We start from the raw sequence: 22755 nt of genomic DNA, 5'->3' as shown, positions 1-22755 counted from the left end.
CTCCCCGGCCTCACCTCTCCCCTGCCTAGTCGGCCAACGCGTAGTCGAAATCCAGATACGAGAGATGGCCGCTGATGTGCTCACGAATATCGTCGGAATCAATTCGCTCCTCAGCATCGCGCTGCGAAACACCGCGCACCGTCACTGTCATCGTTGCAGTCACGGTCACCTCTACCTCATGGTCACGCTCACGCCCTCGCAACCCGTTCTCTTCCATAAACCGATCGAATTGCTCGCACAAACTGTTGTCATCGGCCCATTCGATCGCCAGATCATTCAAGTTCTCGATCCACTCCTGATGCTTACGCACGGACTCACCCTGCGCACGCTCCAGAACTGCGCACTTCTCACGCTCGGCCTCCAACTGCACCACAACACGCTGAGCTTCATGCACAGGGGATACGTACTGCCCGAACCATGCAGGCGCACATCCAGGCGCTACAGCTGCCGCGCGGACCTCTGAGGGCCGCACGGAACCTGCCCACGCCGACAGCAACTTCGGGCCTGGCACAGCCGACTGCGGAGAAACCAACACCGCCCTGTCCGACTCGGGCGTAGAAACTTCCGCGTCAATCGAAAACCACCCTGCAGCGAGCACATCGCCGCTCTCATCAACTACCTCGGACCACGCACCCTCGGAGGGAAAGCCGGACACCAACGCGGCGGGCAGCACCTCAAGCACCTCCACTCCATCGAGCACAGGAGCCGTCACAGCAGAATCCGCACGCACATCAAGAACAGTCATCAGAAAACCACCCTTCCCAGGTGATCGAATCGGCAGGCTGGTCAGGCACCGCCACTAAAAGGACTTCACAAACATATCAGGAACCCCCCATCCGATCAATCCAGAGGAGCCGAAATACATTGCAGTGCACGTTATTCCGAATCACAGCGACAGCCAAGGCGCCAACCCCAGATGCCCCTGGCCCTCGCGGTGCCGGGGGCAGGGGCATCACATCCTTGCCCGCCGCCCAAAAACGCAGCGTGGACGGTTGGCAACTGCAGGGCACTCGGTCGGTTAATGTCACAGATGTTCAGAACGAAGTACACCCGACAAAGGGAAGCTGCACGTGACGCAATTCGACAGCTGGTGCGATCCCGAAGTACTCGTGGTGATCAATGGCCATACTTCCGGCGTCCTCGTCTCCAAGAACGATGACGACGGAATCTCAGCCGTGGCCGCAACCTTGGCTGAAAAGTACACGAACACAAACACTTTGGCTGCCATCGCACAAAGCCTCGGCAAACCCGGCGTTGCGAGGTTCCTGCAAAATCTCTTTCCGGGCGACGCCGGCTCTAGATCCGGCGATATGGGCGAAATTCTCGCAACCTCCTACCTCGAAGAAGAGCTCAACTACACAGTTGGGCCCAGTAGGCTTGAGCACCGCGATCACCCCACATGGGCGATGCGCGGTGACGACGTACTCGGAGCACGAATCGATCCAACCTCAGGCCTTCAACTCGCCAAAGGCGAGGCAAAGAGTCGTACCCGCATCTATGAAAAAACCGTCGAAGAAGCGCGTAAAGGCCTGTTGAGAGAGTCCGGACTTCCATCGCAGCACTCCCTCACCCAGTTTGCGACACGGCTCATCGCCGACGGAAATCGCACGCTTGGCCTTGCAGTGATGGATCACCAATTAACCAGTGGGATTCGTCCCGACATGGTGCTGCACCTGATGTTTTTGTTCACGCAAAACGACCCCACCAAGCACGTCACGACTGACCTCACCGGCTACAGCGGCCCCATACGACAACTCGCCCTGATTTTGCGAGTGACTGCCCATCAGAGGTTCATCACAGCGGCATACGAGCAGGCCCCCTCTTCTGCTCCGTGAAACGGAAGAACTCGTCACAAGCATGCAAGCAGCACTCGCATCTCAAGAAAACATGCTTGCACAAGGGCAAGCACAGGCCAGTATCCGCCGCGATGGCGCTCTGCCGGCAGATTCACCACGCTTCGAACCTTTTCTCGACAACGACCTCCTCAACTACAGCTACGCACTCATCTCGACCAGCATCGATCTACTCGACGCGCCCAGCACTGAGATTGAAGAACCGACTCGGACGGAACAGCTTGGCCTGGCGCGGCGCGGATTCATCCAGGCCTCGTATGCGCTGGAGGCTGCCACCCGCAACGCAGCACCATCCGCGGACCTCAGTTTCCACCGATTGATGGCCGGAGCTGCAAGTCACCTCGGAGACTTTGCGGCTCGCGCGTACTCACTCGTCGACGCCAGCATCCAGTCGGGACGTATGACCCCAATGGAAGCCACCCTCGCCGATCTGATCTTGCGGAAACCCAGACAAATCGAAGAACGCACCAGACTGCTGAAGACCTCACCTAGTTTCTCCGATGACGCACTACTTCAAGCTCTCCGAGGGAACCCGGCCGACATAGTCACTCTCACGGCAGATCCGACCCAGATCGCCGGCGCAGAGATCGAGAACGCAGTATCCGAAGTGGGACCTATCGTTGCCCTACTGAGCGAGCACTACATGTCCGCTGTCTCCAGCGCTCTCTTTGCAATTGCCTATGGCCAGGAGCCGCTGCTACAAGCAGCGATAGCAGACCTCGCGAGCGGGGAGCAGGCAGCAAGCGACATCAACGCCCCCGGACCCTGGTGGATCTACAGACTTACACGCCGGCTGATCGGCGATCTCCGAGAAACCAGCGTCAGAAAGAACATTCCCATCAGCCGGCCGCCGGCAGCAACCGCCGATACCGAAGCCGATCAACGAGACTGGAAACAACTCCGCAAAACATTTGTAACATCGCTGTTTGTGCGCAAGCGATCAGAAATCGACTTGTGGCCATCCCAGCTCCACGTCGTCGAACAAATCTTCTCTGGCACAAACGATCTCGTTATCTCTCTACCTACGAGCGCCGGCAAGACTCGTATCGCCGAACTGAGCATTCTCGCGTGCCTCGCTCAAGGCCGAAGAGCCGTTTACATCACTCCCCTTCGAGCCCTGTCCGCTCAGACCGAACGCATCTTGGAACGAACCTTCACTCCACTGGGGGTAAGAGTCTCGTCACTGTACGGAAGCATGGGAACCAGCGACATCGACGAAGATGCGCTTCGAACGAGCGACATCGTCGTCGCAACCCCCGAAAAACTTGACTTCGCTTTGCGCTCAGATCCCTCAGTTCTCGACGACGTCGGCGTCGTGATCCTTGACGAGGGACACATGATCGGCCCCACCGAACGCGAAATTCGCTACGAAGCGCAAGTGCAGCGCCTACTACGTCGCGATGACGCCGACAACAGACGAATCGTGTGTCTCTCAGCAGTATTTCCCTCGGGTGAAGATCTCGATGACTTCGTCGCATGGATGACAGACGACGACCCCACCGGCCTGCACCGTGAAAAGTGGCGCCCCACCCAGCAAAAATTCGGTCTCGTCCAATGGAACCAGAATCACGCACGCTTGACGATGACGATCGGCAGCGGCCATACAACCTTCATCCCACGGTACGTCGAGGCAAAGGCACCCACCGGAAAGCGCAGAAACGCGTTTCCCAGCAACAATCGGGAACTCGTCATCGCTACCGCTTGGCGCTTAGTCGAGGAAGGCCAGTCGGTACTCGTCTTCTGCCCTCAACGCAATGGAGTAGGACCGTACGCCGACCATATCTTCAAGCTGCATCAACAGGGATTCATCGACACCATCCTTCCCGCCGGCGTCGACCTCGCCGACGCTCGCTCCGTGGGCACTGAATGGTTCGGCGCAGATCACCCCATCCTCAAATGCCTCGAACTCGGCGTCGCGATTCACCACGCGGCACTACCAGGTACGTTCCGACAAGAAGTCGAGCGTCTCCTCCACGACGGCGTCATCAAGGTGACCATAGCGTCCCCGACCCTTGCACAGGGACTGAATCTGTCCGCCTCGGTAGTGCTCTTCCATGGTCTTCATCGAGAAGGAAATTTGCTCAGCGGTTCCGACTTCTCCAATGTCATAGGACGCGCCGGTCGTGCGTTCGTCGATACAGAGGGCCTGGTGCTCTACCCCATGTTTGTGAGGAAAGCATCCCACCTACGCCAGTGGCGACAATTGACGACTGGCCAAGCGGGCAAGACGTTGCGTTCCGGGATGATCTCTGCGGGAGCAGCATTGATCAATCGAGTGCTCCACGCCTTCGGATCAGCACAGGTGCAACCCTTTATCGACTACGTCACTGGTGGTTCGAACTGGACACTTCCGGTCAGACAAGACGAGACAGCCGCACAGGAGCAAGAAGCCCGACAATCATGGAACGACAACCTGGCCCTCCTCGACACCAGCATTCTCAGCATCATTGGTGAGGACGAATCTGACCCAGATCAGGTGACACAACTCCTGATCGACATGCTGCGCGATTCTCTATGGGAACGTCAACTACTACGATTGACGCCAGAAATGGCCGGCGCACAACGTGCTGCGGTCACCAACCGCACTCTATTCATTTGGAACAACTCCACACCCAGACAACGACGCGGTTGGTACCTTGCCGGCCTGGGAGCTGCAACCGGATTCGATCTGGGCTTGATCGCAGCCGACGTTGTCGACAAGATTCTTCTGTCCGAAGACGCTATTGCACAGAGTGACTCAGCTTCCGCTATCACCCTGATCACTGACATTGCTTCTCTACTGTTCGCAGTCGACAAATTCAAACCCAAAACTTCTCTGGAGTGGGAGTCAGTGCTTGCTCACTGGTTAAGCGGCCGGCCGCTGGGAGAACTCGCCGACGACCGGGACAGTGTGGTTCAGTTCGTAGAAGCAGATCTCTCCTACAGGCTTGTGTGGGGGATGGAAGCCGCACGGGTTTACGAGACGGCACAAGCGAACCCAATTGCGGAGATGCTCACCGGCACAGCCACAGCCGCCATCGAAACCGGGACACTCAATCAACAGGCAGCGATCCTCATCCGGTCCGGATTTGACCACCGGTCTGCAGCGATCAAGGCAGTAGAAGCCATCGAGTCAACCTTCGATTCGAGCACCACTATGCGTCAATGGATCCGAGACCTGCCCTCATCACTCGTTTCCAGTCCCGACTGGCCGACGACCGAAACACACAGCGCTTGGCTACAATTCGCGAAAACCAGAAGTGACTCAAACAACATCCCATGGGAATTTCACATTGAACATGTCGAAGACGTCCAGTGGGATGAAGAAAGACCCCACCCCAAGGCGTGGTTGCGCGTAACAGACCTCGGCCCCGGCGTGGTCGAACTGTGGTCAACAGGATTCACCTATCTGGGCGAAGCGCGCGTCGAAATCAACCCTGATCGAATGGGCGTCCTGTACGCCCGCCGCAACGCAAATGACTCGTCGATAGAGCTGTACTACCGCGGCCCCCGCGATCTCCTCCTCTCCATGCTCGATCAAAACCAGTGACCTCCCCTTCAAACCGGAGCTCATCATTCCGTCGACTCAATTCGAATCGGCCCTCGTTATAGTTCCGTAACCTTTGGTCTGAAGTATGCCGAAATATTTTGGTCGGACCCTTCTTGCTTCAGAATGAACACGACGCAGCCCGGTTTCGTCGATACTGTTGGAGCACTTCCCATTACAGAGACATCATGCACAAAAAATGAAACCTTCCGGGCGTCGGTCGTCCAGGCTTCGAGCAAAGGCACGAAACTGTAGCCAGATTGGCCACGCTTGAAGATGAGCCCGCCTCCGCCCCTGAGAATCGGATAGACGCCACCGATTCTGGACACGAAGACACCCTCAAGCCTGGCTTACACATCCAGAACACCACACGCCGCAGGTAGAGCCAACTCCTTGAAACCTTCGGCCAAAAAGTTCAAAGTGTGCGGTACCAACCCCGTTTTGGACACCTTCCCCGTACTGGGATGTGGCTCGGGTTTTTCGTAGCCGATCATCTTACCGGCGCTGGTTCTCATGACATGCGGGATGACCTCAAGCAGCCCCAGGGATGACAGGAATTGATGACGATCGAATGCGGATGGACTCAAACCATGGCGCCTCAAGCGTTCTTCACTCGTCATCTGGAATGATGGGCCTTGACCCCGGAAACTGGACACGGGGTTTGTGATTACGCGGCTTGCTGCAGGCTATCGGATGTGTGAGCGTTTTCGTAGTCGGTGGGACTGAGATAGTTGCAGTACGAGTGCCGGCGTCGGGTGTTGTAGCGGGTGATCCACCGGAACACCGCCAGCCTCGCCGTCCGGGGTGATTCCCAGCTGGTTGCGCCTTGCAGGGTCTCCCGTTTGAGTGTCGCGTTGAACGACTCGGCCAGGGCATTATCTGCGCTCGTGCCCACCGCTCCCATCGATTGCGCGACACCCAACTTCGCGCAGAGCATCGCGAAACCCTTTGAGGTGTACTGACTTCCGTGATCGGCGTGGAACACTGCACCGGCAAGGCCGCCGCGTGTGCGAGCTGCGGCCTCGAGCGCGTTCTCCACGAGTTCGGTACGCATATGGTCGGCGATCGACCAGCCCACCAGGCGTCGGGAGAAGCAGTCGATCACCGTGGCCAAATACAAGAACTCACTGTCCCCGCATGGCAGATACGTGATGTCACCGACGTATCTGGTGTTCGGTGCGGTCGCGGTGAAATCACGGCGGAGCAGGTCCGGCGACGGAGTGTCGGCTGGTTCGGCGATGGTGGTGCGGTGCCTACGGCGCAGCCGCAGGCCCTCGATGTTGTTCTCACGCATGATCCGTGCGATCCGTTTGTGATTGACCCGCTGGCAGGCGGGTTGTCCGTGATTGATCTCGGCGGTGATCCTGGGCCGCCCGTAGGTGTTGTCCACGGTGTGGACGGCGCGGATCTTCTCGGCGAGTTCAGAGTCGGCGGCGGCGCGGGCAGCTCGCACGGGCCCGGCGTTGATCCATGCGTAGTACGACGAGCGGGCGATACCGATGACCTGGCACAACCGCTTCACCGGGTAGGTGTCGGAGTGGTCTGCGACGAACTGGAAGCGGTTCACCAGTTCGTCTCTCCGGCGAAATATTTTGCCGCCGACCGCAGGATGTCTCGTTCGGTTTCGAGCTTGGTTTTCTCCGCTCGCAGGTGAGCGACCTCGGCGCGGAGCCTGGCGGCTTCCTGTTCGGGTGTTTCGCCGGTGCCGGGCCCCGGAGCGGTGGTGGCGGGTCTGCGGATTGTGATACCCGCATTTCTCAGCCATGTGGTCAGGGAGCCGTGGGATATGCCGAGGTCGGCGGCGATCCCGGCTACGGTCGCGCCGTCGGTGTCGCGGTACAGCGCGACTGCGTCGCGGCGGAACTCGTCGGAGTAATTTTTCTTTGCCATCGGGTTAGATCTTCTCGCTTTCCCTGGTCTGAGACCAGGATCAAGCGTGTCCAACCCGCGGGGTCAAGGCCCGATCCACCCGTGACTGAGGATTGATACGCCGAGACAAGCAGCAATGCGAGTTCAGATTCCTCCAGGACATGGATCCATTCGTGTGTAAACAACTCCACCGGAACAGTGAAATAGTCCTCGCCGTCGCGCGGAACAACGTAGCGGACGTTTGCTCCGTGGTCGCGGCGGCCGCCCTCGTGGAGGAGATGGAAATGCTCAAACTTGTTGGCAGATTTTGCACGCCGGGCAAAGCCACGAGTTCGTTCTCCGGACGGGCAAGTCTTTTCACTGAGCCCTTCAACTGATCCAACATCTTGGCCGGCGCGTCGAGGTACGTCGTCTTCTCGTCGTGTGCCTTGTTGTCCCGAGTGTCTTCGACCAATAGATCAATCCAACCGATATCGGTACCTCCGGCCCACACGAGGGGCCGACTGTTCGACACATGCGACTGACCTGGATGAAGCTGAGTCTGCGCTTCAAAGTATGTCAAAAGAGCAAACCGAAGGAGAGAACCCCGCGAGGTCACCAGTCGGGTCGATGGCGGGCGAAATTTGCGTTCAGGCAATTTGCGGTCCGACCCTTCCGGCGCTGGATCCGACCTGGCTACGAATGCTGGACGTAGGCGCACCTCGGCGAGCTGCTTCACACGACCGTCGTCCATCACTCGCTGAACTGTCTTCGAGGACAAAGTTGGAAGCGGCCCACCACAGATCACTGCCGCAGCCAGCGAGCAATTCGATCGAGGTGCGGCCCCCGGGCGCAATCCGGGGACCGCGTATGCCGACATCCATCTGACAGAGAGAGGAAACTCGACAATGACTACCCTACGACCCTTCCGCGCCACGGCGGACAACAATCCTGCTCCACGCCCTCAGCGGCTCCCCTTGCGGTGGGCGATCATCGCAATGCTTGCCTCTGTTGCCTGCGCCAGCGTGGGACTCGCCGGAGCCGGCATTGTTGCCATCATCGCCACCGGAGTGGCGGTGACCACAGCCGCCCACCGTATAATCGCTTAAGGCTCTTTGGCTTCCATTGAAGCATTGCAACACAGGCGGCCCCCGGACTTTCTGGAGGATACGGAAATCTTCGACCGGAATTCCGGTCGAACATTTCCGTACAGAGTTACTCAGACATACCTGATCGCCATGGACAGGCTGTACAGAATTCGTGACGATTTGGACCAGAAATCTGTAGCCCCTGGTCAGATATTCTGCACCCCATGATGATTCGAAAAAGTGGGATAGAAATTTCTGGGCCGCATCCACTACGGTCATCGCATGATCACATCGCACACGACATCCCGACGCCTGGACACTCACGACAACGCCCCAGCGTTGCGTATCGAGGAGGTGCGGGTCTACGCCCCACCTCGCGGATGGCAAGAACTCTTTGAACATCAGGGGAAATACTTTGTCGCGGACGCCATCACAATTCGTACGTCCAGCTACACCGATCTTGACGGAAACCGCATCGATGCCGGCGCCCTCTACCGCCACACTGTGAGCGCTCGACAGGTCACCCCCACGTCCTTCGGTGAGCCCACCACCATCTCGATCGGATGGGGCGACCTACGCCACGTACTTGGAGACGAAATCGCACACGAACTACACGGAATCGCCAGCTAGAAGCACTATTTGGAGAGAACTTCCTCTTAACCGGTGACGGTCAGCGCACGCTGAGGATCTTCTGCAGACAACACCCCGACGAGCCAGCCGGTGAGCATGTCGTCGATCGCAACAGTGATGCTCGGTGACGTGTTCATCAACGGGGGAGCGGTGATCGCCCCAAGGAACGTCGTACAACTTGCTTCTGAAAAACGTTGCGCGGCACCGTTGTCATGCAGCTCCCCCCGGTCGATCGCTGTAGCGACCAGCGCCTCAACCATGTCAACCCATTCCCGATAGGCGCCGCCAGATCCGGTGATCCCCTGCTCGACGCTCAGCTTCAATCCTGCTCGGAGTCGAAGATCCGCGCTCACAGCTTCGGCATGCTCGCGGAAGAGCATCACGATTTGCGCGAGGGCGGAAGTTTCGGTCGAGTTCACCTCGTGGCGAAGGTCGTCGACGAAGGTCCGCCATTGATCAATCAACGCTTGGGCGATTGCTTCTTTCGATTCGAAATGAAAGTACAACGCGCCCTTCGACAGTCCGCTGCTGTCGAGCATCTCGTTGATGCCGGCGCCCGCGTAGCCATTCGCATCGAACATCTCCGCTGAGACGAGCAGGATCCTCTCCCGGGTCGCGATGGCTCGCGGTTGTTGTCGATAGCGGCGGGGGCTGGGTGAGTGAGTTGGCGGGGAAGTGAGGATGTCGCTCATCGCTGCAAAGTCCTTGTCTGGAGGTGGGCGCATTGCTCGTCACCTGATCGACGCTGTGCCTCTGTGGACAGGTGTTCTAGGTGAGATGAAGTGTCCGGTCGGCTAGCACAATCCCGTGGCGGGCGATCTCGCGCAGAATCTGGTGCGCCGCTGTGACGTCGGAGTGGGCACGGTGTCCGCCTGCGAGTTTGAGGTGATCGGTGATGCCCAGAGTCTGCGAGCGGCGCGCCATCACACACTGCCATTGTTCGGCGATACCCAGGTGGTCTGGGTTGAGGCCGTATCTGTGGCATTCAGCGATGATACGGCCTTGGTCGAAGGGTGCGTTGTACGCGAGTGTGATGCGAGACGCTGTTATCTCTGCGATTTCGGGGAAAATTTCCGGCCACATCGGTGCGCCGAGGAGATCGCTGGCTTCGATGCCGTGGACCCGGGCAGCCTCGGGGGCGATAGCGATCCCGCCTGGGTCTATCAGGCTGTCGAACAGTGTGTTGCCTGTGGCGGCGTCGATGATCGCAAGTTCGATGATTGCGCCGTCCAGATCTGTTGTTTCGCAGTCGAGGATGCAGGCAATGCCCGGTTCGAGCATCTGCTGTGCCCACGCCTGGGTCGAACCCGCGCCGCCACTCTTCGCCAGTTTCAGCATCCTCGTCCCCTCACATCAATCCTGTTGCCTGACAGATAGTCCCCTGCCTGGCCTTACGACTCACCATCAGTGTGCAATCGGCTGGGCCGGAGAAGCTAGAAAGCGCCGGCAGACACGGCGGAGAATGCGCCGGTCAGCCATCCACTGCGCATGGCGTAGAGAGCGCCGAGGAGAAACGCGATTCCGATCGCGACGGGCACCGATCGTCCGAGAAATTCTTCGTTGCTGACGCTGTTTCGCAAGTCCGATTCGACGCGCAGAGCCACGAGAACGGCGGCAAACAACGCTACGGATATCCACCAGTCCCCGGTCTTGAATCCAAGCGCCATCGCGGCGGCCAGTCCGACTGCTGCGATCGCGGTACCGAAGTAAGCGTTCGACCGCCGCTGCGCCTGGTCCACTGCAGGTGCTCGTTGCATCCCGTGGGTGTCGTTGTTGTTCGTCATGTCTTCCCCCATAGAGTTTTCGGTTGCGGAGTACTCCGCCTGATTTGTGTGCATTGTTGCAAGGCTCACCGACACACTGGCGCAGGTCAGTGCGGCTTTAGAACGCTGACGACATTGTCGATGCGGTACGAGAGCGACGCCCGTGTGCCGGTGTAGCCGGCAATGCCGACGTGCACGGTGGTCTCGTTGATCCGTTCTACGACTTCAACGGTGTAGTCGTAGAATTCGCCGTTGCAGAACGGCTCTGCCCAGTCCGCGTTGCGCTCGCGGACGATGTCGCCCGGCTTCAGATCGAGGATGGCCGTGGTGGTGGTTTCGGACACGATAGGTCTCCTATTTCAGTGACATGACGAAGTGTGAGGGGCGAGTCGAGTAGGTGGAGTGCGAACGATAAAGAGCACTGGTCACATCTCCACACTGTGAATAACGTCGCGGCAAAGGAATTCACACCCGCACTTCTTTCACCCCTCGTAGCGGCTCTGTAGCTCAGTCATCTATTCCAATGACGGGTCGGGCACTGCGAGAACCATTTCGACCCAGCTCGGTACATCCGTCCACGATCCGGTATCACTGATGCCGACGATGGCGACTGCGCCAGCCATGTAGTCACCCTCGACCAAATCTGGACCCAATGCTCGATATATCTCGTTGGCAACGGTGTTCGGATTCAGCGCCTTGAACTTCGCCCAGGGATCCACGAGGAATCGCGCATCCAACGTGAACGGGATCTCGTCGATGTCTTCGCTGACCGCCACGTGCAGCGCCTCGGTGGCGCCGTCTGCCAGGTCGAGAGCCTCAATCTGCCCATTTGAGTGAATGACATAAGCCTTCATCATGTTCCCCATTCACTTGCTCGGGTAGGGGCTGGCTGACGGTCATCCCGGTGCACCGCACCGATGTGCCGGCGCCACGGTCCGGTCAATCGGTCGTAGTGGCTGAGATCGAAACCATGAACTCCAATCAGATCCCGAACCACCAGACCTCGTGACGCATCGGCAGCCGCAATCCGGCTCACCCCGTGCCCCAATCGGCACGCCACATTGAACGCGGCCAGGAACTGATTTCGGCGTCCAGATTCGACGGCAACCGAACTCGCCGCGTCGATCGCCGCCGGCCACGCGAATCCAGCCCACCAGCCAGCATCGACGGCCTCCAGCGAATCGACCATCCGATCTTCACTGAAGTCTCCGGCCACAGCCAGCGAAACCATGTCCGCCCACTGCGGCCCAAACAATTCCGCCAGCGCCGCAGAGTCCGTGCGAACAGCCGACAACACGGCGGCCCGCTCGGAATTTGTTTCCGCTGGGCTGTCTTCGAAGAGGTCGTCGCGGACACCACCGCGCACCTGCCACCGATACAGCTCCTTGACAAGCAGATACTGCCATCGGGACTCAGCGCAGCGCTCGAGTGCCGCTCCCACCGTCACACCGCCTCCCTCCATATCGGCACTCCACCCACTGGCAAGCAGATAGGCCGCAGCGCGGGCCGGCAGAACACCCAACGCCACCCCCGCATCCACACCGGACTCGGACTCAGACAAGACAAATCGGGTCACGAAAAACACCCCTTCCGGGGATAGACATCAGCGTGATGGTCAGTCACGCCCTGATAGGACAAGCACCAACAGACTATCCACAACACCCGACATCCACCAGGCCAAAGACGCCAAATGCCACTGACTCTCACAGTGCCGGGGACCTGGCGATCGAACGTCCGTGGACTGTCCAACCGTCAGTGCCCCGATTACTCGGTGCCGTACAACTCGGCGGCGAAAATGCCCTCCCCATTGCGTGTGGCATCACCGAAAATCGACGCCCAACGCGTCGGCAAGGTGGTGCGCATCGGAGAGGAAGTCCGCGAACACGGTGGGCAATTCTTCGGTGCCGGTGCCGCAGCGGCGGGCGTACGCGATCATTCCGTCTGCTGCCCGCACAGCGCGGACGCCGTTGTCGTGGATCTGCGACTCTGGGTCTTGCTCGTAGCGGAAATCATCGCGCATGCTGCCACCCGCTGTCGATGCCGCGACTGCGTCGAATGTGTCTACTCCTTCCCAAACGAGTGCACGGTATTCGATCTTCGTTGTTTCGGACATTTGTTGTGTCCCTTTCTTTTTCGATTGAACTACACAGCGGGGGTGCTGTGCAGCGCGGCCAACAGGCCGGTCTGGACCTCGAGCGCGGGCGACGGCGCACCATGTGCAAGAACGCTCGCAGTCGCGCTGTCGATGACGACGGACATGTGGGCGCGGTGACGCGAAAGCATCACGCAGGCACGGCCCGCATCGAGGTTGAAGGGTTCGGCGGTCCGGTACCCCGCCAACGGGTGCAGCACCACGACGGCAGGACGCTCGAGGCCTTGCAGCGAGTTGGCGGTGCCGACCAGTACGTCGGGGTGCTCGCTCAGTAGGGCACGGATTGCCGCAGCCTGAGTCACGTGCGGGACCACCACGGCCACATCGGCGGCCGTCATCGCCCGCTGGCCTGTGGTGGTGACCAGATCCGCTGCCAGTAGTTCCGCCGCCCGCGCAGCGCATGCAGTCACCAGGGCCGGATCAGACGGGCCTCCGCAGGCTGTGATCGGGCGGTGCGCCAATTCGGGCCACACAGCTCCGCTCGAATCGGTGAGGTGTTCCGGGGGCCGCTTCGAGGTGAACGGCAGATCGGGGTAGAACAGTGGCGCAATCAGCGCTGTGGTATCGGGTCCGAGTCGCCAGGTGTGCGCCAACCGCACCATCCCCACCGCATCGCCATGCGCAGCCAACAGTGCAATCGGGGCGGGTAGATCGGGTGCGGTGTCGCTTCCCTCCCAACGAGATACATCGCCGGTCACCACCGGGTCGATCTGTCCAGGATCGCCCACGCACACCACCTGTTTCGCCATGGCTCCCAGCGCTCCCAGATCGGCGTAGGTGCATTGCCACGACTCGTCCACGATCAACACGTCCGCACCGACTCGATCCGGGTCCGAGAACAACCATCGCGCCGTCGTACCGATCAGAATTCCCCCGACGTCGCCCTGCCAGCGCACTTTCTGCCCCGACACCACCGGTGTGTCGCCGCTATCCGGTGCCGGTGCTTTCGCCTTCCACATCAAGGCGGCGCGGTCGGTGAGTGTTCCCAATCGGCGTGCAATCTCCACCGCCTGTTCGCGGGTCTGCGCCGCGATCCCCACCCGCAGATCCGCCCGGTGCGCCAATGCCGCAGCCAGTAATGCAACCAATCGGGTCTTGCCCGCACCGGGAGGGGACGGCACCACCACCGCAGGATCACCCGACCACACCGAGAACAGCACACGCGCTGTGATCGGGTCGGCCATGATCTCCGACCCCGGCCACCCCGTCAGCGACGGGACGGGCGGACGGGACGACGACGGGACCGGCCCGGAGTGGGCAGCGATATCCGACGGGACAGTAATGCGCATGACGAATCAAACCTTTCCTGAAAAAAGTCTCTGAACTGGCTATTTACATACTTTGTGCCCAGTGCCGGCGTTATTCCTCTGCGCCCGCAATGAGCACGTCCAACGGCACTTCACGCCGGGAAGGGACGGGCGTCTGCCCCGTCGAAAGCCAGGACCGCCGACCTCGGTAGAGCCGCCAGTACCGGCCACGACCAGCGCGCATCGTGTGCGGTGACGCCGCTTGCGGCATCAACACCACCGACGCCCCACTCGGCGGCGCATACAGCCCCACCGAACCGAGTCCGAGCACCAACTTCCCGCCGACAACCTCGGTCGATGTGACCTCGACGTTGAACTGCTCGAACGGACGCCGTCGCGGTGTACCGACCCACCCGGTGACAGCAGACCCGACCCGCAGACGCGAATCCAAACGCTCGCACGTCACCGACAACGACCCGTTGCGCCGACGCGAGCCTTTCGGTGGCGGCGTCATCGATGCCACACCCACCGCGACGTGACCGGTGTGCAATGCGCGCTCGCGCCACATCGGATCATCGAGCAAACCCGATGACATCACATCTGCTGCATCACAACGACTTCGCAGACCCATCGCGGCGCTGGCCGTGTTGTCGGGACGTGACCAGTCGTGACCGTCCACCATGGCGGACTGCGCCCGAGAAAACGAATACGCGTCGTCTTCACCGATCGCAGCGAGCAGCGGCAACAACCGGCCACTGCCGATCGCACGCACCCACTCGTGCATCCCGGCGACACTCTCATCGGTGATCTGCAACCACGTCCGCCACACCCGCGCCGACCGCTGCGCTTCCGGCACCACTCCGAGCACGTAGCGGGCACCGGAGGCGGCCGGAAGATTCACCACCGCCGACGTGCCGGGATGATCCGCCCGATCCGCCCACCACCCCACCATCGCGGCACTACCGGAGATGTTCGGGTCACTGTGGTGAGCGTGCGCCCGCGCCAACCCCACCAGCGCCGGAATCGTGCCGCCGTCGTCGGTGAGCAACATCGCCGGGGCATCCGCCGCCAGCGTGCCGCCCAACCGTGCCAGCAACGCCAACCCCGCCTCATCGCACGCGGTTTCCTCGCGTCCACCGAACGCCGCAGCGGACACGCTCACACTGCCGCCGCGTGCGCTCGCCCGCACCGCCAGCGCCGACGCTGACGGGGTGAACGTAGTGTGTGCGAGCCGAGCAACGGGGCGCCCCGTTTCGGCGGCATAGAGACGCTGAGCCAGATCGAACCATTCCACGCTCACGACACGTCCTCCGTCTGTTCGCACGCCAGAACCACCGGATTCGCAGCGCACTCCCACCCCGCACGCAAGGCCCGCGCCGCCGCATCCTCGCCGGTACCGGCGACCACGCTCGCCACCTGATCCGGCGCGTGACCGGTACCGGTCAACACCTGCTGCGCGTACCGCAACAGATCACCGCTCACCGCGTTCACAACGCACCGACCGGGATCTGCACACTCGACGCCCATTCCGGGGTTCGTGCCAGTGCAGTGTCGTTGCCGATCACCGCGCACACCAGATGCGCCCGCGACGGCCGATCCGGCCACGGCGTATCCCCGTCCGTCAACACGATCACCACGTGCGGGGCAGGACGGGCCGCGTTCGCCGCATCGATCCCGACGCGCATATCCGTACCGCCGCCGCCCACCAACACCACATCAGCCACCGACCGCACTGCCTGCGCAGACGTCGATGCCGCATCGCACGAGAGAATCCGTACCCGCTCCCGCGCCACACCGCCCGCCCGCAGCACACCCGCCACCTCACCCATCGCCGCCGACAGATCACCCGCCGACATGGACCCCGACGTGTCGATCACAATCGACACCGTGATCGACGGACCCCGCATCGCCGGGGCCACGATCCCCGGCAGGCTGCGCCGCGACGGACGCGCATAGCTGTAGTTCGTCCGCCCCGACTGATCCGCCAGCGCGCGCCGGATCACCGCACGCAACACCCGATCCCACGGCACGGTCGGCGGCGTGAGAACCTCACCAGCCCACCGCGCCAATCCTGCCGGTGCGCTCCCGCGCCCCTTCCCTTGCGCCGCCTGCACCGCCCGCGCCACATGACGGCGAACCAGATCTGCTTCCGCGCCGTCCAACCCGTCCGCGACCTCCCCCGCTGCCGCGCCCAACTCCCCCGGCACCGGCGCGCACCCCGCACCGGACCCGCATCCCACATCGTCGTCGTCTGGAAACTGTTGTCCCGTAGCCGGATCGATCAGGTGCGTGTAATAGTCCTCTGCGATTCCGCCGTCCTCGCACCCGAACGATTGTGGAGTGATCACCCCGTCCGGTAACCCGACGCCCGCCGCCAGCAAGTCGTCGTTGATTTCCGCGTCCGCCGCGTAATTCCACGCCACGTGGTGCACCGGCTTCGGCAAGGACTGCCCCCGCACACCGTGTGCCCGCAGCAAGTGCCCGACCTCGTGCAGCAACACCGCACCCGCCACCGGCACCGGCCACGCACCCGCCCCCACCAACAACGCCGGATCTAGATAGAGCCGCCACTGCGCATCCACCGCGAACGTGCCCAACCCCGGTGCAGCAACAGGCTGCGCCGCGAACAACGCCCTCATGAAATACGGCATCTGCTCGGCAGAAACCAGCCGTGCCAGGCGAAACGCCCGCAACTCATCCGGCGCGAGCACCCGAACCCCGCTCATGCTGCCGCCTCCATCAGACCCGCAGCGGTCAACATCGGCGCGAACCGACGAGCAGACGCCGGAACAGTCGCCTTCGCCGGTCGCGCCTTCGCCAGCGTGCGCGCCGCCGCGCCCGCCACATCCGGTGCGCCCGCCTCCGCAGCCGCGATCAGCGGACCCCACGCACTGCGCCAGGCCTCCACCGTGCCGCGCCCCGCCGCCCACGCCGTGACACCGGACAGCACCGCCCACACCAGATCAGGACGCGACTGCCAATCGAATGCCGAATCGGGATTCTCCACCACCGCAACCGGATCGGGCAGATCTGCGCTACGTCGCCACTCCAAGAACTCCACGCCCGCGCCCTCACCGATCAACCCGAACACCGCCGTGTTGATCGCCGCGTTGTCGTCCTCCCGCAAATGCGGCAACACCGCCGCCAACATCGACCACGTACGACGCGACGGCCAAGCGCCACCGGTCTTCGCCGCCGACGACCCAAACGCATCCAACGCATCAGGATTGCGCTGCACAAAGCCGGTGATCGAACTGCGCACCAACGCAACCCGTTGCTCATCGGTGGCCACCGCACGCGAGGCAGGCGGCGCACCCCACCCCGTCGCCATACCGTCCAACCACTCATCGACAGACGGCGTGAACTCCACATGGCAGAACCGATTCGCCAACGGCGCTTCCAACTCGTACCCACCAGCAGCGCAATCCGGAGGATTCGCCCCCGCAATCACCCGAGTCCCCTTCGGCAACTGCACATCACCGACAGTCAGATCCAACGCCACCGCCAACATCGCCGCCTGCACAGCAGGCGGACTCGTCGTCAACTCATCCAGAAACAGATACCCACCACCACCGGCCACCAATTCCTTCGCCCACGCCGGAGCCTCCAACGTCACACCGTGCTCCCGCACCACCGGCAACCCAGCGAAATCCGACGGCTCACGCAACGACCCCAACACCGTCTTGCACAACACCCCATCCGCCGCAGCCAACCCACGCACCAAACTCGACTTGCCCATCCCCGGACCCGAAATCAACAACGACGGCACACCCGCCCGCCCATTCGCATCCAACACAGTCACAGCAGTAGCCAGATCAGCCATCAGAACACTCCAAAAAAATCGGCACGATGGTCAGTCGCGCACTCAACAGGACACCTCGAATTATACGGCCTGAACTGCGGAAATGACGGATTCTGTGGCTCGAAATGGCCCTGCCCCTCGCCGTGCCGGGGGCGCGGCGAGGGAAGGCCGACCAGCCGGCCGGCCCTCTCCCCCCGTGTGACCAGATCGTGTCGTACACACCTGAGATAGTGCGGAGTTGCGAAACAACGCAGAATACGAGAAAGAGATTCACACATGCAGGTCGGCGATCATGTCCGGATCCACACCACCGGTACGTCGGTGTTCTCCATCGTCGAGATCGATGAAGCCTCGGGAAAGGCCATCGTCGAATCCGTCACAGACGCACCGGGAAAGTACCCCTGGCCGACTGACTTGACCAACCTCGTCGCCGCTGGGAATCCGCAGGGCTGATAGAAAATGTGTCTCGATCACACCTCAAATAATTGGTCGATTTAGTGCTGTTATTGCCTTATATGGTCTCGAATGCGACCATATAAGGCATGGATGAGATGACGGTGCATGATGCTGCAGCTGCACTCTCGGTGACCGAACGGCAGGTCACCAGACTCACTCGCGCCGGTTCCATCACCATCGCCCGCGAGGTGGGCAATTCTCTCCTGCTCAACAGTGCATCCGTCCACCGGATGGCCCAGAGCTCTCGCCGGCCGGGACGCCCGTGGAATCCTGAGGTTTCCTGGGCAGCCCTGGCCTTGCTGTCCCACTGCACAGTCGACTGGATCGCTTCTCCGACACAGATCACCCGACTCAAACATCGTTTACGCCGGTCGTCCGCGGCAGAAGTGGCTTACCTCGCCAGAAACCGCGCCACCACACACCACATGGAGACCTGGGCGGAGGGCGACGTAGATGTCTTGATCAGGGGCGGCTACCTCGCCGCCACCGGTATCAGCGCGATCATCCACGTACCGGAAACAGCGGCGCGATTCGGACTGTCCTCCGCGAGAAACGACAAAGCCGACGGGTACATCGTCGACGACGACTTTGACGACGTCGTAGAACAATTCGGAATGCTCTCCCAAAACGGAGATGTCACCCTCCGGGTCGTTTCCGCCCTGAACCCATTCTTCCGTACATCAACGCTTCCGATCGCGGCCGTCGCCGTCGATCTGATGGAATCCCTCGACACCCGCCAGCGCAGCGCCGGCACACGCGTACTCCAGGAGCTACTCGATGACTTCCGTTGAACGTCCCGAGTGGACTATTCAGGCGCCTGCCGGCGGGTGGGCTACACCGTGGCCGCAAGCCGCGGAACTGGCCAACGCGATCCCGTCCGACCAATGGACACTGATCGGGGGGCTGATGGTGCAGCTGCACGCAGCGAAAGCAGGAGTGCCACTCAACCGACCTACCCTTGATGTCGACATCGTGCTGCACATAGAAACCGGCGCAGCCGTATTCAACGAAGTCAAGAAACAACTCGAGGATCTCGGCTACGAACTCCGCTGGTCGCTCCAGGACGACGACCCCATCCACCGGTTTACACGTGGAGGAAAAAAGACGCCCGAGATAGTCGATGTGATGGTCGCCGACCATCTACCACCGAAGCATGTCCCGAAGCTGAAAGGGCACCCGGTCTTCCAGGTCCCAGGTGCCACATCTGCATTGCGGAAAACCGTGAACTGCACGATCGAAATTGACGGGGTACCAACCCGTTTGAGCCTGCCGACCGTTCTGGGGGCTCTGATCCTCAAGGGGGCAGCTTTCATCAGTGACCGCAAAGACACGCAACGCCATCTCGATGACGCTGCAATCCTCGCCAGTGCGATTGGCAATCCGATCGTCGAACGTGATGTGACGATGACGGAAAACGACCCCCGCAGACTCGAGAAACTCGCTGAGGCACTCGAAAACCCACAACACCGTTCGTGGCAACTCGTCCCGGAAGGGCGTCGAGATCGCGCGTACAGGGCGCTGATGACTATCGCTACCAGGCCCGAGAACCCCAGTTCAGGTACCGCGTAATAGCCGAGCGCCACGACAGAACTTAGCTCCAAGATCGTCTTCGCTACTCACACAGTGAGCGAGAACGGCAGGTTGAGCGTGTGCCGGCGGAAACCGTGCATGTACGGCGGCCGCAGCCCCGTGGGTCCTCGGCCACCGGTTGCCACCGCGGTTCCGTGCAGGCATCCATCCGGAGTAGGTCGACCGAGGCTGCCATCGGCATGGAGATGTCCTGCCGACCAGGCAGAGGACTCGTCGAGCGGCGCCACTTCCCACCGCAGAACTCGACCTTCGCCTTGACTACGTTTCTTTCCGATCGCGGCAATGCCTTGCAGTATCGCCATGATCCGGGCATCGTCTCCCACACATTGCCATGTCACTGTGTCGGTGCTCGTGACCAACAACGGCATGCTCCGCGACCGGTACGGGCCTTGCCTTTCCGAGACGACGCCCGGGAGATCTGCCACGAGGTCCCCGAGCGCCGCATGATCGGGGCGCCCCGTCCAGTAGCGCACCACTGGATGATCGACAGGTTTCTCGGGATACGCACAAGTAGCTGCCCAGTGCCATAAATCTCCGCCCGACAGTTCGCATCGAGCCAAGGGCAAATCGAGGTCTACAGGGTCGACGTCGGCTGCCAGCGCAGCTACGTCCTCGCCTCGATCGCGCTTGCCCGCCTTCTGGTCTGCCCATATTTCTGCGGCGAGCAGTCCGTCGAGGCTCACTCCCCACGGTGCGGCGTGCGCTATTCCGTGGGCGAGTCTCGCTTTCACCAGTAGCGGCCTCATCACCAGTTCGCCAGAACTTCCAGCGCGTCGTCTCGAACACTGCGCAGATGTTCGCGCCAGTCCACCGCAGATGCTGGGGTGCCGGCAGTCGTCGATCGCGTGGATTCGACGCGAACCATCCCGTGGCCGATCGACAATCGCCCACCGAGTCGTCCTGCTGCTGTGAATTCGGCGAGGACGTCTGTGAAGAAGGCGATCTGCAGATCTGTGGCTCGGGTGAGGCGGATCCAGGATTCGAAGGTGGTTCCCGCAGGTAAGGTCTCGACTTCGTAGCGCATCAGGTGTGAGCCGGTCGCCGGGCTCTCCGCGTCGGCCTCTGCCGCGGCAGTTGATGGGAAGTCTGCGGTATCCGAGTCGTCGAATCGGCTGTACCGCTCGATGCCCAGCAGCTCGAACTGGCTCAGTAACGGGAGCTTCGACGGTCTGGACATGATGTGTTCGGTCTCTTTGACCCTCGGTACGACTTTCCCGATCTGGGCGCGGCCCTTGATCATCGTGGAGCTGCTGTTACCTCCGAAGACGCCGATCAGGGGGATGAGATTTCGTGCATGCTCGAGTCTGCTTCCGGAGAGGGGTTCGCCCTTGGTTTTTCGTAGGGCTCCTCCGCTGCGGAGGGTGTGGGCCGCCGGCAGCGACAGTGTGCCCTCATAGTCGAGCACATCGCGGAGGAGTTCCTCACCGATGCGTCGCAGTGTTCCGCGGAAGGAGTTGCCGGAAATGATCGGGACGAGCTCCCCCGTCCCGTCGGACTGAATTACTTCTTCGCGGCGAAAGAGCGCCGTGGTTGTCGAGGTGCTGTCGTCTTTGTGCGAGATCGACGACAGTGCGTAGATGTCCAGATCCCAATGCACAGTGCTGGTCATGGTGATGTTTCTCCTGCGTTGTCGCGCTGCCGGCGGGTGTGGGTTTGGGACTCTCGGTATGCCGTCGCGACGATCTGCGTTCGAAGCACCAGCGCCCGGGTCGATTCGCGCATGATTGTCAGCACTGGCTTCGGTGGTTCTCTCAGTAGTTGCGAGAGTTCGAGTCGCTGCGATGCGTTGGGTCGGGATTCGAGCTTCTCGGACACGATGCCCCACCATCGGTCGAGATCGGCGCCGCACCGGTAGGTGGCGAGCCGGACTCGATCGGGAAGGTGGTGTTCCCAGTAGACGGCTCGGCGGGATGCTACCCATCCGTTTTCCCAGTCGATTCCGTAGTGCAGCAGCAGAAGTAGCCGTTCAGCGGTTGAGTGAGCCCCGGTCAGTGCGGGTAGTTCGGGAACGGACGCAAGCCATTTGTCAGTGGAGGTTGCCATTACGGTTCCTTCCTGTTCGAGGAGGAGGCGCGTAGGCCGAGTTCCCACCATGGGGGTGCCGCGCGCCATCGATCGAGTTCTGCCCAGTCTTCGAGGAGACCCGTCCACCGTGCGGCAGGAAGTCGGCGCATCATCGCGAATTGCGGTGCGCTCGCTGCCAGCATCCGCTCTCCGAAGCCGTCCGCGCGCAGGCGGCGCATCGCAGCGAGAGTGTGTACATCGTGTTTGGTCCAAGACAACGAGATGTCGTCGACACTAATTTCGCCCCACCGCGCATGAGGGAGAAGGTGTTTGCGACGCATACCCACTGGCACAACGAGCGCGTGCGCGGAGGTTAACGGTTTCTGCAGGCGCGCTCCGAGTTGTCTCGAAGTCAAAGTTTTCAGTGTTGGTGGGCACGCTCCCACCAACTGGATGTTCAGACGCAGTGCTGAGGTGCGGTAGACCCACGCGCAGACTTGGCACATCCCTTGCGCGGCGGGCGAGGACCACCCGTCGAAGGCAGTGAATGTGCGTGAAACGACGGATCTGACAGAGATGTTGCCGGGGCTCTCACGCCCGCACCGGGCGCAGGGGCCACCGCAGCGGCGACCTTCGACAGGTGGGGGATCAACTGCCCTGTGTGCGGCGGTGCACACGTCTTCGATACTCACAGCGTTCGAGTCGGTCATGCACAGCAAGCTATCTGCGGCACATGACATTACGAACACCGCGCACATTACGACAGTGGATGATCAGCAGCTGTCGAGGCCGCCAG

General features: G+C 61.3%; 25 protein-coding genes. 7 read left to right on the top strand and 18 right to left on the bottom strand.

The features are described 5' to 3' along the window. Nucleotides 1-25: 25 nt before the first annotated feature. Complete coding sequence (locus tag M1L53_RS27120; protein ID WP_261949311.1) at nucleotides 26-745, bottom strand: hypothetical protein; 720 nt, start codon at nucleotides 743-745, stop codon at nucleotides 26-28. A gap of 325 nt (nucleotides 746-1070) precedes the next feature. Here M1L53_RS27120 and M1L53_RS27115 point away from each other — a divergent pair, with 325 nt between their 5' ends. Further along, the gene (locus M1L53_RS27115) at nucleotides 1071-1835 is read left to right on the top strand and encodes a DUF1837 domain-containing protein (protein ID WP_261949310.1); all 765 of its coding nucleotides are present in this window, start codon (nucleotides 1071-1073) and stop codon (nucleotides 1833-1835) included. 52 nt (nucleotides 1836-1887) lie between these two features. After that, the gene (locus M1L53_RS27110; protein WP_261949309.1) at nucleotides 1888-5382 is read left to right on the top strand and encodes a DEAD/DEAH box helicase; all 3495 of its coding nucleotides are present in this window, start codon (nucleotides 1888-1890) and stop codon (nucleotides 5380-5382) included. A gap of 664 nt (nucleotides 5383-6046) precedes the next feature. Here M1L53_RS27110 and M1L53_RS27105 read toward each other — a convergent pair. Next, nucleotides 6047-7269 (bottom strand): IS3 family transposase gene (locus M1L53_RS27105; RefSeq protein WP_397517567.1). Its coding sequence is split into 2 segments (ribosomal slippage): nucleotides 6047-6957 and nucleotides 6957-7269, totalling 1224 coding nucleotides; the frame shifts between segments, so codons are not numbered across the junction. Nucleotides 7270-8135: 866 nt separating this feature from the next. On the opposite strand from M1L53_RS27105, the gene M1L53_RS27100 reads away from it, so the two are divergent. Both M1L53_RS27100 and M1L53_RS27095 read left to right on the top strand, forming a co-directional pair. Next, nucleotides 8136-8336, top strand: coding sequence for a hypothetical protein (locus M1L53_RS27100; RefSeq protein WP_219469306.1), 201 nt, complete (start codon nucleotides 8136-8138; stop codon nucleotides 8334-8336). A 261-nt stretch (nucleotides 8337-8597) separates the two neighbouring features. Next, a complete protein-coding gene (locus tag M1L53_RS27095) occupies nucleotides 8598-8945 on the top strand; it encodes a hypothetical protein (protein WP_261949307.1) in 348 nt (115 codons plus the stop codon). 26 nt (nucleotides 8946-8971) lie between these two features. On the opposite strand, the gene M1L53_RS27090 is transcribed toward M1L53_RS27095, so the two are convergent. The 12 genes from M1L53_RS27090 to M1L53_RS27035 form a co-directional block, all read right to left on the bottom strand. Then, the gene (locus M1L53_RS27090) at nucleotides 8972-9670 is read right to left on the bottom strand and encodes a TetR/AcrR family transcriptional regulator (RefSeq protein ID WP_261949306.1); all 699 of its coding nucleotides are present in this window, start codon (nucleotides 9668-9670) and stop codon (nucleotides 8972-8974) included. Nucleotides 9671-9713: 43 nt separating this feature from the next. Beyond that, complete coding sequence (locus M1L53_RS27085) at nucleotides 9714-10283, bottom strand: 3'-5' exonuclease (RefSeq protein ID WP_261949305.1); 570 nt, start codon at nucleotides 10281-10283, stop codon at nucleotides 9714-9716. A 95-nt stretch (nucleotides 10284-10378) separates the two neighbouring features. After that, complete coding sequence (locus tag M1L53_RS27080; protein WP_261949304.1) at nucleotides 10379-10729, bottom strand: hypothetical protein; 351 nt, start codon at nucleotides 10727-10729, stop codon at nucleotides 10379-10381. Nucleotides 10730-10815: 86 nt separating this feature from the next. Beyond that, nucleotides 10816-11052 (bottom strand): hypothetical protein, encoded by a 237-nt coding sequence (locus tag M1L53_RS27075; protein WP_261949303.1) that lies wholly within the window; start codon nucleotides 11050-11052, stop codon nucleotides 10816-10818. Nucleotides 11053-11223: 171 nt separating this feature from the next. Next, the gene (locus tag M1L53_RS27070) at nucleotides 11224-11565 is read right to left on the bottom strand and encodes a hypothetical protein (RefSeq protein WP_261949302.1); all 342 of its coding nucleotides are present in this window, start codon (nucleotides 11563-11565) and stop codon (nucleotides 11224-11226) included. Next, on the bottom strand, nucleotides 11562-12284 hold the full coding sequence (locus M1L53_RS27065) for a hypothetical protein (protein ID WP_261949301.1): 723 nt from the start codon (nucleotides 12282-12284) through the stop codon (nucleotides 11562-11564). Before M1L53_RS27065 ends, M1L53_RS27070 begins: the two co-directional genes overlap by 4 nt. A 243-nt stretch (nucleotides 12285-12527) precedes the next feature. Next, nucleotides 12528-12821, bottom strand: coding sequence for a hypothetical protein (locus M1L53_RS27060; RefSeq protein ID WP_261949300.1), 294 nt, complete (start codon nucleotides 12819-12821; stop codon nucleotides 12528-12530). A gap of 29 nt (nucleotides 12822-12850) precedes the next feature. Further along, nucleotides 12851-14149, bottom strand: a complete 1299-nt coding sequence (locus M1L53_RS27055; RefSeq protein WP_261949299.1) for an AAA family ATPase — start codon at nucleotides 14147-14149, stop codon at nucleotides 12851-12853. 70 nt (nucleotides 14150-14219) lie between these two features. Next, a complete protein-coding gene (locus tag M1L53_RS27050; protein WP_261949298.1) occupies nucleotides 14220-15407 on the bottom strand; it encodes a hypothetical protein in 1188 nt (395 codons plus the stop codon). Next, complete coding sequence (locus M1L53_RS27045) at nucleotides 15404-15598, bottom strand: hypothetical protein (protein WP_261949297.1); 195 nt, start codon at nucleotides 15596-15598, stop codon at nucleotides 15404-15406. Before M1L53_RS27045 ends, M1L53_RS27050 begins: the two co-directional genes overlap by 4 nt. Beyond that, nucleotides 15595-16833: a DUF2201 family putative metallopeptidase gene (locus tag M1L53_RS27040; protein ID WP_261949296.1), complete on the bottom strand. Its 1239-nt coding sequence runs from the start codon at nucleotides 16831-16833 to the stop codon at nucleotides 15595-15597. Before M1L53_RS27040 ends, M1L53_RS27045 begins: the two co-directional genes overlap by 4 nt. Beyond that, complete coding sequence (locus M1L53_RS27035; protein ID WP_230793547.1) at nucleotides 16830-17930, bottom strand: ATP-binding protein; 1101 nt, start codon at nucleotides 17928-17930, stop codon at nucleotides 16830-16832. Before M1L53_RS27035 ends, M1L53_RS27040 begins: the two co-directional genes overlap by 4 nt. A 255-nt stretch (nucleotides 17931-18185) precedes the next feature. Between M1L53_RS27035 and M1L53_RS27030 the strand changes: the two genes are divergently transcribed. The 3 genes from M1L53_RS27030 to M1L53_RS27020 all read left to right on the top strand — a co-directional run bounded on the left by M1L53_RS27030 (nucleotide 18186) and on the right by M1L53_RS27020 (nucleotide 19934). Further along, entirely contained in the window at nucleotides 18186-18362 is a 177-nt protein-coding gene (locus M1L53_RS27030; RefSeq protein ID WP_214514979.1) for a hypothetical protein, read from the top strand. 89 nt (nucleotides 18363-18451) lie between these two features. Continuing rightward, nucleotides 18452-19156, top strand: a complete 705-nt coding sequence (locus tag M1L53_RS27025; protein WP_230793546.1) for a hypothetical protein — start codon at nucleotides 18452-18454, stop codon at nucleotides 19154-19156. Then, complete coding sequence (locus M1L53_RS27020; protein WP_230793545.1) at nucleotides 19143-19934, top strand: hypothetical protein; 792 nt, start codon at nucleotides 19143-19145, stop codon at nucleotides 19932-19934. The genes M1L53_RS27025 and M1L53_RS27020 overlap by 14 nt, the downstream gene beginning before the upstream one ends. Before the next feature lie 47 nt (nucleotides 19935-19981). On the opposite strand, the gene M1L53_RS27015 is transcribed toward M1L53_RS27020, so the two are convergent. The 4 genes from M1L53_RS27015 to M1L53_RS27000 are packed head-to-tail and all read right to left on the bottom strand — an operon-like array spanning nucleotide 19982 to nucleotide 22198. Continuing rightward, nucleotides 19982-20701: a hypothetical protein gene (locus M1L53_RS27015; protein WP_230793544.1), complete on the bottom strand. Its 720-nt coding sequence runs from the start codon at nucleotides 20699-20701 to the stop codon at nucleotides 19982-19984. Beyond that, entirely contained in the window at nucleotides 20701-21564 is an 864-nt protein-coding gene (locus M1L53_RS27010; protein ID WP_230793543.1) for an RAMP superfamily CRISPR-associated protein, read from the bottom strand. Before M1L53_RS27010 ends, M1L53_RS27015 begins: the two co-directional genes overlap by 1 nt. Next, nucleotides 21561-21998 carry a hypothetical protein gene (locus M1L53_RS27005; protein WP_046380372.1) on the bottom strand — a complete coding sequence of 146 codons (438 nt, stop codon included), beginning with the start codon at nucleotides 21996-21998 and terminating at the stop codon, nucleotides 21561-21563. The genes M1L53_RS27010 and M1L53_RS27005 overlap by 4 nt, the downstream gene beginning before the upstream one ends. Beyond that, nucleotides 21998-22198: a hypothetical protein gene (locus M1L53_RS27000; protein WP_151531027.1), complete on the bottom strand. Its 201-nt coding sequence runs from the start codon at nucleotides 22196-22198 to the stop codon at nucleotides 21998-22000. The genes M1L53_RS27005 and M1L53_RS27000 overlap by 1 nt, the downstream gene beginning before the upstream one ends. Nucleotides 22199-22755: the final 557 nt, after the last annotated feature.

Origin of the sequence: Rhodococcus sp. T9N (assembly GCF_024436645.1) — a bacterium.
Taxonomy (GTDB): Bacteria; Actinomycetota; Actinomycetes; order Mycobacteriales; family Mycobacteriaceae; genus Rhodococcus_F; species Rhodococcus_F qingshengii.
This window is presented reverse-complemented; position numbering and strand designations above follow the sequence as displayed.